We start from the raw sequence: 12878 nt of genomic DNA on the forward strand, positions 1-12878 counted from the left end.
GATCCTGGACCCGCCACGACCGAGGCCCCGGCAAAGTCGCCGGAGTGTCCGGCTTGATGGCCACCGCGCCCGCGACAGCATTTCCGCTGCCCTGCTCCGGCATCGTCGGAGCAGTTACGCCAAGTTACGCCGGACCGGATCCCCGTCAACGGAATCTTCCATGTCTCGATTGTTCGTGGCGGGCGATTGCCCGCATCATCGATCACTCTCCACAGGTAGCCTGAAGGCGCGCTTACGTATCGCTGACGCTCGACGTCAGCGTCGCGACGCCAGGGGGACCATGGACTTCCGGATTCTCGGGCCGCTCGAGGTCTGGGACGGCGACCGCCTGCTGCCGGTCGTCGCGGCCAAACAGCAGGCGGTGTTGGCGATCCTGCTCCTGCACGCGGACCACGTCGTACCGGTCGACCAGCTGATCGACGAGCTGTGGGGTGAGCGGCCCCCGGCGCAGCCGCGCGCCACCCTGCACGCGCACGTGCACCGGCTCCGCCAGACCCTCCGCCGGGCGGGCACGGCGGGCGACGCGACCCTCGACACCCGGCCGAACGGCTACCTGATGCGCGTGCCGCCGGACGCCCTGGACCGGAGCCGCTGGCAGCGGCTGGTGGGCGACGGCAGGACGGCCTTGGCCGAGGGTCGCGACACGCTCGCCGTGGCACGGCTGAGGGAGGCCCTGGCGCTGTGGCGCGGCCCGGCCCTGACCGGGATCGACACCACCGGCGTCCGGGCCGAGGCCGCCGGGCTGGACGAGGGCCGCTGGGAGGTCCTTGAGCAGTGCCTGGCGGCAGAACTCGCGCTGGGTCGGCACGCGAGCGTGCTGCCCGAGCTGGAGGCACTGGTGGCCACGCACCCGTACCGGGAGGGGATGGCCGGGAAGCTCATGGTCGCGCTGAGCCGGGCCGGCCGCCGCGCCGACGCCCTGACGGCCTTCGCCCGGACCCGCGCGCGGCTGACCGGGGACCTCGGTGTCGAGCCCGGCGCCGACCTGCGGCGCCTGCACCAGGAGATCCTGCGTGGCGAGCACGACGCCCGCCCGTCCGAGGTCACACCGGCACCCCGGACGCCCGGCGAACCCGGCCGACCCACCGAGGCCCCCGGCCGTCGACGAACCGTTCCGGCTCAACCGACCGCCCGCCTGCGGCAACCGGCCGGTCGTCGGGCGGAACCCGGCGACCCGCGTCGCGACCTGGCCGGGGTACCCCCGCCCGCGCCTCCACCGGTGCAGGCTCTGGCGGACGTCGCGGTCGCGCCGTGCCTGCTGCCCGCCGCGCTACCCCGGCTGGTCGGCCGGGCCGACGAGATCGACCAGGCCCGACGCCACCTGGTCAACCCTGCCGGCCGACCGGCGACGGTCGTGGTCACAGGACCGGCCGGGGTCGGCAAGACCAGTTTCGTGGTACGGACCGCGCACACCGTCGCGGCGGACTTTCCCGACGGACAGCTCTACGTCGACCTGCGGGGCACCCAGCCGGCCCCGGTCGACCAGGAGGACGTCCTCGCCGGGTTTCTGCGCGCGCTCGGGGTACGCGGTCAGGCGGTGCCGGACGGCCTCACCGGGCGGGTGCACCTGTACCGGACGCTGCTGGCCCGGCGACGGGTGCTTGTTGTCCTCGACAACGCGGCCGACGCGCGGCAGGTGGACGAGCTGCTGCCCAACGGGGCGGGCTGCGCGGCGGTGGTGACCAGTCGGACGAGTCTGGCCAGACTGCACGGCGTGCGGATGCCGCTGCGGGTGCTCTCGGCCGGGCAGGCACTGACCCTGCTCGCCGACACCGTCGGTCGGGAGCGGATCACCCTGGAGCCGGACGCCGCGCACGCCATCGTCGAACGGTGCGGCCGACTGCCCCTGGCCGTGTGGGTGGCCGGTGCGCGGCTGGCCGCACGGCCGCACTGGACGCTCGACGCGATGGCCCGGGCGTTGACGGACGAGCACCACCGACTGGACGAGCTGACCGTCGGCGATGTCGCGGTGCGGGCCAGTGTGGAGCTGACGTACCGGAATCTTGATCCCGGCGCGCAGCGGGCGCTGCGGCTGCTCGGGCTGCTGCGGGCCGGTGACTTCGCGCCCTGGGCGCTGGCCGCGCTGCTGGATACCGCACTGGCCCCCGCCGAGCGGTTGCTGGACGACCTCATCGAGGTCCACCTGGTGGACATCGACTCGACCGGGCCGGCCGGCACCCGCTACCGGATTCATGATCTCGTCCGACTGGTCGCCCGTGAGCGGGCGGTGGAGGAGCAGACACCGCAGGAGCGCGCCGAGGCGCTGCGTCGGGTGATCGGCGCGAGCCTGGACCTGGCCGAGCGGTGCGACCTCGAACTGAGTGCGGACTTCCTCGGCGTGGCGCGACACCACACCGACCACTGGCGCCTCCCGGCCGAGGAGGCGTCCCGGCTCACGACCCAGCCGCTGGACTGGTTCGACCGGGAGCACGCGTTCCTCGTCGCCGTCGTACAGGACGGACTCGACGCCGCCGCGCAGTACGGCGCCGACAGTGACGTGGCCGGCCTCGCCGGTTGCCTGGCCTCGTCGTTGACCACGTTCTTCCAGGTCCGGACGCATTTCGACGACTGGCGTCGGGTGCAGGGCCGGGCCCTGGCCGCGGTCACCGCCGCCGGTGACCGCCCGACCGCCCTCAAGCTGCACCGCAGCCTCGGCGAACTGGACACCATCCAGGACCGGTACGCCGAAGCGGTAGGCCACTTCCAGGCCGCGCTCGACCACGGCGTGCCACAGCAACCGGAGTACGAGGCGGCCGTGATCTCCGGGCTCGGCTATCTGCACCGCCTGCTCGGCGACTACGGGTCGGCCGTGGACCTGTTCCGGCGGGCGGCGCGACTCACCGAGGAGGCCGGGAACGTCAACGGGCTGGTCTACGCGTTGGCCGGCATCGGGGTGGTGCACCTGGAGCGCCGGGAACTGGTCGAGGCGCACGAGCATTTCATCCGCGCCCTGCGGCTCAGTCGGGAGGCCGGCTACCGTCCGGGCGAGGCGCAGGCCATGCGTGGGCTCGGGCACGTCGAGCGGGCCGGCGACCGGTACGACGCCGCCGCCGAGGCGTTCAGCCAGGCCATGGAGATCAGTGGCAGGTTCGGCGACCAGCTCGGGCACACCCATGCCGCCTGCTGGCTGGGCGAGGTCTGGGTTCAGCAGGGTCGACACGGCGAGGCGCGTCGGCTGCTCGCCCGCTGCCTGTGGATCTACCGCGAGTACGGCAACTCCTGGGGCGAGGCCTCGACGCTGTGGGTGCTCGCCACAGCGCAGCTCGCCGCCGGGCGCCCCGCGCTCGCCTGCCTTCGGGCCGAGCGGGCCGTCGACATCTGGCGCCGGATCGGGTCGCCGTACTGGCTGGCCCGGGGGCTGGGCACGCTGGCCGACGCCCTGGACCACGACGGCCGGGCCGAGGCCGCGCGACAGGCCCGAGCCGAGGTCGCCGGCCTCCGTGCGCGTTGACGGCCCCGTCGGGCGACTGTCCACGGGTCTGGTCTGCCGTGCCCCGTGACGGACAACACTGCCGACCGGGGCGGCGCGCCGCTGGCTAGGCTGGTGAGATGCCCGAGGGTCACACCGTGCACCGCCTGGCAGCGCGGCACGCCGCGCTGTTCGCCGGCGACAAGGTGCAGGCCAGCAGCCCGCAGGGTCGGTTCGCCGAGGGGGCGGCGCTGCTCTCCGGCGCCGTACTCGACCGGACCGAGGCGTACGGGAAGCATCTGCTGCACCACTACGACAGCGGCCAGATCCTGCACGTGCACCTGGGGCTGTACGGCAGGTTCGCCGACGGCGACGGTGAGCCGCCGGACCCGGTCGGCCAGGTACGGCTGCGGCTCAGCAGTGACCTGCACTGGCTCGACCTGCGCGGGCCGACCGCCTGCGAACTGCTCGACCCACCCGAGGTCGCGCTGTTGCGGGCCCGACTGGGGGCGGATCCGCTGCGTGCCGACGCCGACCCGGACGCGGCGTACGCCCGGATCCGGCGCAGTCCGACCCCGCTCTTCGCGTTGCTGCTCGACCAGTCCGTGGTGGCCGGCACCGGTCTGATCTTCGTTACCGAGGTGCTGTTCCGGGCCGGACTGCCGCCGACCACCCCCGGCCGGTCCCTGACCCCTCGACAGTGGCGGGGGATCTGGGCCGACCTGCGGGAGTTGATGGCCCTCGCCGTCGCGTCCGGCCGGATCGACACCGTACGCCCGGCGCATCTGCCGGAGGCGATGGGCCGGGCGCCGCGGGTCGACCGGCACGGCGGCGAGGTGTACGTCTACCGCCGTGCCGGCCAGCCGTGCCATGTCTGCGGCACCCCGGTCCTCCGGGCCGATCTGGTCGGTCGGAACCTGTTCTGGTGTTCGACCTGCCAGCCGGCCCGCTCGTCCTGAGGTGTTGACAGGGGGGCCTTCCTCTACCGAATGCGTTAACAGGGGGCCCTTCCTTGCACTCAGGGGGTGACGCGGCGGATGGTGAGGTAGCCGGCGGCGGCGGCGAGTGCGGCGAGGATCAGGGGCCAGCCGCCGAGCAGCGCGGCGGTGGGCTGGTCGGCGATCCAGCGTCCGATGCCGGTCCACCACTGCTGCCAGGTGATCAGCACGGCCAACCCGCCGAGGACCACCACGGCGGTGACGGCGAGCACGAACATGCCGATCATCGCCCAGCGCTTGTAGGCGATGGAGAGGAACGCGGCGCTGAAGCCGAACACGACGAACGGCACCGTGTAGACCACGATCTGGAGCAGTACGTTGTCCTGGTCCAGCGGACCGACACCGAAGAAGTCCATCCCGATACCCCAGCCGTCGGTGGCGTCCTCGGCGAGCTTGCAGAGGGTGAGCAGCAGGCCGAACAGCAGCGACTGTGCCAGCAGCAGCAGCGAGAAGGCGACGTAGAAGGTCCGCCGGAGCACGCTGAGCGCCAGGGCGAACGGGAAGACCTGGGTGAACGTGGTGAGGCCGCCGACGAACATGATGATGTAGATCGACGACACCGCGCCGGTCTGCGGGCTGATCGTGACCGCGTCACCGCCGGCGCCGATCGAGGCGAAGAGTGCGAGGTTGACCAGGAAGATGCCGGCGAGCAGCACCCACGCCCCGCCCAGGGTGCTCGGCCAGCCGACGAGCTGGAGTCGGACGACGCTGCCGATGCGGTTCATCGGGCCGCCTCCCTGTTGGTGATGCCGGCGTCGCCGGACGCGGCGCCGAGGTCGGCGGGACCGGTCGGCGCGTCGCCGCGGCGGGCCTGGGCGGTGGTGAGTCGGATGACGATGTCCTGGAGGGAGACCGGTTCGAGGTCCAGCCCGAGTTCCCGGGCCCGGTCGCGTTCGGCGGGGCCGAAGGTGCCGCGCAGGGTGGCCCGGGCGTACCGGCCGAGAGCCTCGCGGTGCAGTTCGTCGGAGGTGGCGGCGAACTCGTCGACGGCGCTGGCCGGGCCGGACGCGGTGATCACCTGGCCGCGCAGGTCGTCGGCGGTGGTGTCGAGCAGGACCCGGCCGTTGTCGAGCAGGAGCACGTTCTCCAGCAGGTCGCCGACCTCGTCGATGAGGTGGGTGGAGAGCACGACGGTGCGGGGGTGCGCGGCGTAGTCGGTGAGCAGGTGGTCGTAGAAGAGGTGCCGGGCGACCGCGTCGAGTCCGAGGTACGGCTCGTCGAAGAGGGTCAGCGGGGCCCGGGAGGCGAGTCCGATGGTGATGCCGAGCATGGAGTGCATGCCCCGGGACAGCTTGCGGATCTGCCGTTTGAGCGGGAGCCGGAAGTCCGCCAGCAGCGCCTGGGCGACGTCCTCGTCCCAGTGCGGAAAGAGCAGCCGGGCCGCGTCCAGCGCGTGCCGGACCTTGAAGTGCTGCGGGTACGTCTGGCTCTCCTTGATGAAGCAGACCCGGGAGAGCACCCGCTCGTTCTCGTACGGCTGCTCGTCGAAAACCCTCAGCTCGCCGGTGGTGGCGAAGTTCTGGCCGGTCATGATCCCCATCAGGGTGGTCTTGCCGGCGCCGTTGCGGCCGAGCAGACCGTGGATCCGGTTTTCTGTCAGCGAGAAGCTGACCTGGTCGAGGGCGGTCACGTCGCCGTACCGCCTGGTGACGTCGTGAGCGTGCACCACCGTGCTCATCGCCCCTGCTCCCATCGGTCGATCATGCGTTTGAGCTCGTCGGCGTCGATGCCGAGCTTGCTCGCCTCGGTCAGCAACGGGTGTAGGTACTGCTGGGCGAAATCTTCGCGGCGTCGGTCCCGCAGGCGGGTGCGGGCCCCGGTGGCGACGAACATCCCGATACCTCGCTTCTTGTAGAGAATCCCGTCGTCGACCAGCTGGTTGACGCCCTTGCCCGCGGTCGCCGGGTTGATCCGGTGGAAGGCGGCGAGTTCGTTGGTGGAGGGCACCTGGCTCTCCTCGCTGAGCGTGCCGTCGATGATCGAGTTTTCGATCAGTTCCGCGATCTGCAGAAAGATCGGCCGACCGTCGTCCATCACCGCGACCCGACCGGCGCTGACGCGGCGCGGGGCGTACGGTGCCCGACCCGGTGCCACTTGGTCGGTTCATTAGTCATGTGACTAACCATCCAACCAATGGGGTCGGCTGTCAAGAGGAGGTTCTGGGCAGCGCTCGACCACACGACCGCCAACCGGAGGACACACCGGGGGAGCGGTGGAACGGCGCAGAGTCAGTGGCGATCCGGCGGACGTACCGTCACCGAGCCGAAGACCACCCGGGCCCGTACCTCGACCACCGGCGCGCCGGACGGCGGTGGTCCACCCCGCAGCTTCGACTCCTTGCTGCCGAAGACGGCGCTGCCGGTGAGCCGGACGTCCAGCCCCTCCGGCACGAAGATGGTCACCGAGCCGAAGACCGCCGTCACCTCGATCGTGGTCACCGGGGACTGAAGCTGGGCGTCCTGCAACTCGATGTGACAGTCGCCGAAGACCGACCGGGCCTCCAAGCGGGCCGGGACCGGCCAGTGTCCCTTGCGGGACTCGTTACCGAAGATGGCGACCAGCCGCTCCGGCTCCGGACCGGCCACCACCGCACCCGGGCGGTGAGCGGGCAGCTCAGCGGCGGGCAGTTCCACCGGCAGATCCTCGGTGAGCCGGACCAGCTCGCCCCGGGTCTGGGCGGCGTGTGCCGCGCCGGCCCGGTCCGCGTACTCGTCCAGGGTCAGCCGCCCCTCGGCCGCCGCCTGGCCGAGCAGTTCGACGACCTGCTCCCGTTCCCGGTCGGAGACCCGTACCCGGTCCGGATCGTTGCGCGGTTCGAGCGTCACGGTTGCCCAGCATATCGACGTACCGCAGACGCCGGCTCCGGCGAACGGGCGGATCAGCGCAGCGCGGCGGCGGCCTTGCGGGCCGCGACCAGCACCGGATCCCAGACCGGGGAGTACGGCGGCGCGTAGCCGAGGTCGAGGTTCGCCATCTCCTCCACCGTCATCCGGTTCCACAGCGCCACCGCGAGTACGTCGATCCGCTTCGCCGCCTCCGACCGGCCGACGATCTGGGCTCCGAGCAACCGACCGGTGCGCCGCTCGGCGATCAGCTTCACCGTCATCGACTCCGCGCCCGGAAAGTAGCCGGCCCGGTTCGTCGACTCCACCCGCACGGCGACGAACTCGAAGCCGGCCGCCGTCGCGTCCCGCTCACGCAGACCGGTCCGGCCCACCTCCAGGTCGCAGACCCGGGTTACGGCGGTGCCGACCACCCCGGCGAAGGTGGCGTACCCGCCGCCGATGTTGATCCCGGCGACCCGCCCCTGCTTGTTGGCGTGGGTGCCGAGCGGCACGTACACGGGCTGGCCGGAGACCCGGTGCACCGACTCGACACAGTCGCCCGCCGCCCAGATCCCGTCCTGCCCTGGCACCCGCATCCGCAGGTCGACCCGGATCGCCCCGGTGGGGCCGAGCGGCAGCCCGGCCTCGGCGGCGAGTGCGGTGTTCGGGCGTACGCCGAGACCGAGGACCACCACGTCGGCCGGGAGCGTGCCGGCGTCGGTGTGCACCGCGACGACCCGCCCGTCACGGCTCTGCAGGCCGCTGACGTTGACGCCACTGCGGACGTCCAACCCGAGCCCGCAGAGCGCCTTCCGGACCAGTGCGCCCATGTCGGGGTCGACTGTGGACATCGGCTCCGGGCTCCGCTCGACCAGGCTCACCGTCAGACCCCGCCTGATCAGCGCCTCCGCCATCTCGACGCCGATGTAGCCGCCGCCGATCACGACCGCCCGACGCGGCGACGGGTCCTGCTCCAGCCAGTCCAGCAGAGCGGCGCCGTCGTCGAGGGTCTGCACCCCGAAGACCCCGGCCGCGTCGGTCCGGGCCCACTCCGGGGTGGCCGGTACCGCGCCGGCGGCGTACACGAGTTGGTCGAAGTGTTCCCGGACCTCGCGCCCGCCGTCGTCGAGGTTCCGGGCCACCACCTCGCGCCGGTCCAGGTCGATCGCGGTCACCTCGTGCCGGGTCCGGACGTCGATCCGGTACTCGTCCCGGAAGGTGGCCGGATCCCGGCTGATCAGGTCGTCGATCTCGTCGACCTGCCCGCCCACCCAGTACGGGATGCCGCAGGCCGAGTACGAGGTGAAGTGGCCCCGTTCGAACGCCACGATCTCCAGCTCGTCAGCGGTACGGCGACGCCGGGCCTGGGACGCGGCCGACATCCCGGCCGCGTCGCCGCCGATCACCACCAGCCGGTCAGCCATGGTCACCGGTGCCCCGGGTCTGCCGCATCAGGTCCTCGAGCACGTCGGCGAGGTCCTGCCGGCGCGCGTACGCGGCCCGCTGCCGGGCGGCACCGGTGCCGTGCGCCTGCAACCGGCTCAACAGCGCGGTCACCACGGCGAGGTCACCGTGCCGTTCCAGGGCCGGACGGAGTCGGCTGACCAGCCGGCGCAGCAGTTGCCAGGCGGGCCGCAGACCGCCACCGCCGGCCAGGTCGACCGCGAGTCCTTCAAGGCCGTCGTGCGCGGCCCGCCAGTGCGCCGCGGCCAGCAGGTGGTGCGGAACCGGCACCCCGGCCCGTCCGGCGGCGATGTCGGTGAGCGCGGTGTCGACGAGGGCCCGGACCAGCGCGGCGATCAGGATGGTGTCGTCGAGGCTCGGGCAGACGTCACCGATGCGGATCTCGACGGTGGGATAGTTGGCCGACAGCCGGGCGTACCAGTAGAGCATGCCCTCGTCGAGCATCATCCCGGTGTCGATCAGCTCCTCGACCAGCCGCTCGTAGTGTGCGTGCGACTCCAGCCAGGGGGTCGGCGCCACCGACGGCCAGCGCTCCCAGAGCACCGAACGCCAGCTCGCGTAGCCGGTGTCCCGGCCGGCGTAGAACGGTGAGTTGGCGGTGGCCGCGTGCAGCAGCGGCAGGGCGGGGCGGAGGTGGTTGAGCACCTGTACGCCGATCTCCGGATCGGGAACGCCGACGTGGATGTGCATGCCGTTGACTCCCGGCGAGGGTACGACCAGCCCGTACCGCTCGATCATCTGATCGAACCGGGGGTTGTCCACCACCGGCGGCATCGGCCCGGCGACCGGACCGGTGCCGACCGCCACCAGCCGGACCCCGGCGGCCTCGGCGGCGTCGGCGAGCCCGGTCCGGAGCAGGCCGAGGGAGTGCCGCAGGGCGGCCAGGTCCAGTCCCGGCGGGGTGCCGATCTCGATCTGGCTGGTCTGGAACTCGCGCTGGACCTGGCCGCGCAGCTCGTCCGGGACCTCGGCCAGCACCGCCTCCACCGCCGGGGCCGCCTCGCCGGTGGCCGGGTCGACCAGGAGGAACTCCTCCTCCACGCCGACCGTCAGGAGGTCGTTGCCGGTCGACAGCGGATCGTCGCCGGCGGTCAGCCGGTCGGCCGTCCCGGACCGGGCACCGGGCAGCTCGACTGTGCCGGGCGGCTCGGCCAGCTCGCCAGTCCCGGGCGACTCGGCGTCTGCGGCGAGCATGTCGGACAACTCAACCCTTTCGCGAGGAACGTCCTGCGCCGGCCGTGCCTGCGCCGTCACCCCACCAGCCATCGAACCCACCGCCTGTCGGTCGATCGTTCCGACCGTCGCCCCACCGCGTCGGTCCTGGCTGGTGTGTACCCCGTCGGTGGCCGGTGGGAAACGCGGGCCGATCACGATTGGTGACGAGAGTGCGTCGCCGTACCGGCCCGATCGTCACTGTTCGCAGTCGGCGTCCCGGTTGGTCCGGTCCGACGGTCAGGTGGCGGTGCAGGTCGGTGTCATGCCAGCCCCGCTGCCGGTGCCCTGGAAGCCGAACTCGGTCGACTGTCCGGCGGCGATCCGGCCGTTGTAGCTCACGTTCGTGAACGTGACCGCGCCGCTGGTGCCACTGCGCTGGGTGTTCCAGGAGTTGGAGACGGTGGTGCCCGAGGGCAGGTTGGTGCTGACCGTCCAGCCGTTCGTGCCGGACGAGCCCGCGGTCACCCGTACGGTGGCCACGAAACCGCCGTTCCAGGAGTTCAGCGAGACCGAGGCGGTGCAGCCGACGGTGGCCGGTGGGGTGGTGGGACCGGCGGTCGGCGGCGTGGTCGGCGGGTTGCCGGGCGGGGTGGCCGTCGGTGTCGGGGTGCCGCCCTCGGTCAGGCTGCCCGGTACGGCCAGCAACGCGTTGTACCAGGTGGTGGCCATCTTGCTGTAGCCGGTGGCGTTCGGGTGCACGCCGTCGGCCAGGTCGGCTGTGGTGAGCGCGGGGTACATGTCGACCAGGTGGACCGGGCGTCCGGCGTTGGCCCGGCTCCGCACGATCTGCGGTATCGCCGCGTTGAAGCTGCGTACCTGCGCGTCCGCGAACGACAGCGGGACAAGGGTGGCCACGAAGACCTTGGTCTGCGGGGCGGTGGTGTTGATCCGGTCGATCAGCGCGGCGAGCCGGTTCGGGGCGTTCGGCAGGTCGCGGTTCTGGCTGATGTCGTTGGTGCCGATGTGCAGCAGGATCGTCCGGGGCTGGTACGTGTTCAGCCAGCTGACGATGTTGGCGTCGAGCTGGTCGATCCGCCAGCCGGAGTGGCCCTCGTGGTTGCGGTCGCCGAGGCTGGCCGGCCCGTTCGTGCCGGAGCCGACGAAGTCGACGGCGTAGCCGCCGGCCACCACCTTCTGCCACAGGTCGATCCGGTACCCGCCGGGCACGTTGAAGCCGTCGGTGATCGAGTCGCCGAGCGGCATCACCTTGATTCCGGCGTCCGCCTCCACCCGGTTCGCGGTGTACGTCAGAGCGGCGGCCGTCACCATCACGGCCGCCAGTAATATGCCGGCACCCCGGCGAATCGTCGCGGTCACGACCTGTTCCCTCCCGCTCTCCGATCGGTCTCCTTCGATCTAATGCCGAGTCCGGGCCTCCGGTCAACCGGTTGCGGCACGGAGCGGCGAACGGGCGTCCGAGTGCGCCGAACGTGTCGGTGGAGCCGGGGTTTGCCGGCACTGGCTAGCCTGAGCGGCGTGCCGGCGACCCGACCGAGGTGGACGCCCGGCCGGGCGTACCGGCCCGGTCGGCTGACGCCGCTGTCGGGCTGGCCCGCGCTGCCCATGCGCTGGCCCGCGCTGCTGCTCGGCTGGCTGGGTTACCTGCTCCTCCACGTCGGCACACCCACCCTGGGTGCGCCGGGCGGCCAGGCCGTCGAGTCGCTGGCCGGCGCCGCCATGATCGCCGCGACGGCACTGCTGCTCGCCGCGTTCGCCGGCGGATTGCCGTCCGGCCATGGTGCCGGTAACCGTCTGGTACGCCACGGCGTGGCGCTGCGGCACCGTTCGCGTCGGCTCCGGACACCACGGCTGCTCGACCCGGACGCGGCCGGACGACCCCGCCCGCGAGCACCCTCGGTCCACTCCTCGGTCAGGTAACCGCAGCTCCTTCCGCTGCCGTTCCGGCCGATCCGGTTTCTCCACCTCCCGTTCCCGCCGTTCGCGAGCAGTGCGTCCGGTGGTGTCCGGCGCTGACCGGTCCCGCTGATCCGGGCCGCGTCGATCCCGGTCGCGTCCGCCGACGGACCCGGGACGGGAGTTCCCACGGATGCCGCTCCCGCACATCCGTCGCCTCCGGAACCGAACCGAGGGATATCCATGCTCGCCTTCGCGCCCCTGGACGGCACCGTCGGTGCCGCCGCCCACCTCGTCTCCCTGCTCGCCACCCTGGTCGGGCCGGTCGCCGGCAGCGCCGCCACCGCCGTCGCCGTCGTGCTGTTCACCGTCCTGGTCCGGCTGTTGATCTCGCCGTTGAGCTGGGCGCAGATCCGTGGCCAACAACGCGGTGCCGCACTCGCGCCGCAGATCCGCGAACTTCGGCAGCGGTACGCCGACCAACCGGAACGGCTCCGCGCCGAGCTGCTCGACCTGCACCGTCGTACCGGTGCCTCCCCGCTCGGGGGCTGTCTGCCGGCGCTGGTGCAGTGGCCGTTCTTCCTGATCATGTACCGCCTCTTCGCCCTGCCGGGCGGGGCCGGTGACCAGGCCGGCCTGTTGGCCGAACGGCTCTTCGGCGTGCCGCTCGGCCACTACGTCGCCGACGGGCTGGGCGGAGCGGCGGGACCGTTGTACGCCGTACTGGTGGCCCTGCTGGTGCTGCTCGCCTGGCTGTCGTCGCGCCGGATGCGGCAGGCCCAGGCGGCGGCCGCCCTGCCGTCGGCCGGTTCTTCGACCCCGGCTCGTTCCGCGTCGGCCCGTCCCGCCCCGGCTGGGGACGAGGTGCTGCCGGGCGGCGCCGTGCTGGCCCGGGTCCTGCCGTTGCTGCCGTACGCGACCGTGCTGGCGGTGGCGTTCGTGCCGCTGGCGGCCGTGCTCTACCTGGTCACCACCACCGGGTGGACCGCGTTGGAGCAGACCCTGCTGCGCCGGAGGCCCCGACCTGTCGACGTCGACCCGCGGTGACCGACCGCGGTTGTCGAATCGGTGTGGTGTGGAGGGGCCGACCGTCCGGGTCATCGAGGTCTGGAC

The 12878-nt window shown here is 72.4% G+C and carries 11 protein-coding genes; 4 read left to right on the forward strand and 7 right to left on the reverse strand.

Going from position 1 to position 12878, the window contains the following annotated elements:
* The first annotated feature begins 280 nt into the window (after window positions 1–280).
* Together V1633_RS01680 and V1633_RS01685 are read left to right on the forward strand one after the other, a co-directional pair.
* Window positions 281–3451, forward strand: coding sequence for an AfsR/SARP family transcriptional regulator (locus V1633_RS01680; protein WP_331212280.1), 3171 nt, complete (start codon window positions 281–283; stop codon window positions 3449–3451).
* A 98-nt stretch (window positions 3452–3549) separates the two neighbouring features.
* Window positions 3550–4368 carry an Fpg/Nei family DNA glycosylase gene (locus V1633_RS01685; protein WP_331212281.1) on the forward strand — a complete coding sequence of 273 codons (819 nt, stop codon included), beginning with the start codon at window positions 3550–3552 and terminating at the stop codon, window positions 4366–4368.
* 59 nt (window positions 4369–4427) lie between these two features.
* Here the strand turns inward: V1633_RS01685 and V1633_RS01690 are convergent, their stop codons facing one another.
* The 7 genes from V1633_RS01690 to V1633_RS01720 all read right to left on the reverse strand — a co-directional run bounded on the left by V1633_RS01690 (window position 4428) and on the right by V1633_RS01720 (window position 11228).
* Window positions 4428–5132: an ABC transporter permease gene (locus V1633_RS01690; RefSeq protein ID WP_331212282.1), complete on the reverse strand. Its 705-nt coding sequence runs from the start codon at window positions 5130–5132 to the stop codon at window positions 4428–4430.
* On the reverse strand, window positions 5129–6100 hold the full coding sequence (locus V1633_RS01695; protein WP_331212283.1) for an ABC transporter ATP-binding protein: 972 nt from the start codon (window positions 6098–6100) through the stop codon (window positions 5129–5131). Before V1633_RS01695 ends, V1633_RS01690 begins: the two co-directional genes overlap by 4 nt.
* Window positions 6082–6441: a GntR family transcriptional regulator gene (locus V1633_RS01700; protein ID WP_331212284.1), complete on the reverse strand. Its 360-nt coding sequence runs from the start codon at window positions 6439–6441 to the stop codon at window positions 6082–6084. The genes V1633_RS01695 and V1633_RS01700 overlap by 19 nt, the downstream gene beginning before the upstream one ends.
* A 194-nt stretch (window positions 6442–6635) precedes the next feature.
* Window positions 6636–7232: a DUF1707 SHOCT-like domain-containing protein gene (locus V1633_RS01705; RefSeq protein WP_331212285.1), complete on the reverse strand. Its 597-nt coding sequence runs from the start codon at window positions 7230–7232 to the stop codon at window positions 6636–6638.
* 53 nt (window positions 7233–7285) lie between these two features.
* Window positions 7286–8656 (reverse strand): FAD-dependent oxidoreductase, encoded by a 1371-nt coding sequence (locus V1633_RS01710; protein ID WP_331212415.1) that lies wholly within the window; start codon window positions 8654–8656, stop codon window positions 7286–7288.
* Window positions 8649–9890 carry a carboxylate-amine ligase gene (locus V1633_RS01715; protein ID WP_331212286.1) on the reverse strand — a complete coding sequence of 414 codons (1242 nt, stop codon included), beginning with the start codon at window positions 9888–9890 and terminating at the stop codon, window positions 8649–8651. Before V1633_RS01715 ends, V1633_RS01710 begins: the two co-directional genes overlap by 8 nt.
* Before the next feature lie 258 nt (window positions 9891–10148).
* Entirely contained in the window at window positions 10149–11228 is a 1080-nt protein-coding gene (locus V1633_RS01720) for a GDSL-type esterase/lipase family protein (protein ID WP_407951941.1), read from the reverse strand.
* Between the two features lie 159 nt (window positions 11229–11387).
* Between V1633_RS01720 and V1633_RS01725 the strand changes: the two genes are divergently transcribed.
* Both V1633_RS01725 and V1633_RS01730 read left to right on the forward strand, forming a co-directional pair.
* Window positions 11388–11789, forward strand: a complete 402-nt coding sequence (locus V1633_RS01725; RefSeq protein ID WP_331212287.1) for a DUF6412 domain-containing protein — start codon at window positions 11388–11390, stop codon at window positions 11787–11789.
* Window positions 11790–12008: 219 nt separating this feature from the next.
* Window positions 12009–12812 carry a YidC/Oxa1 family membrane protein insertase gene (locus V1633_RS01730; RefSeq protein WP_331212288.1) on the forward strand — a complete coding sequence of 268 codons (804 nt, stop codon included), beginning with the start codon at window positions 12009–12011 and terminating at the stop codon, window positions 12810–12812.
* Window positions 12813–12878 lie beyond the last annotated feature (66 nt).

The sequence above is a fragment of the Plantactinospora sonchi genome (assembly GCF_036422035.1).
GTDB lineage: Bacteria > Actinomycetota > Actinomycetes > Mycobacteriales > Micromonosporaceae > Plantactinospora > Plantactinospora sonchi.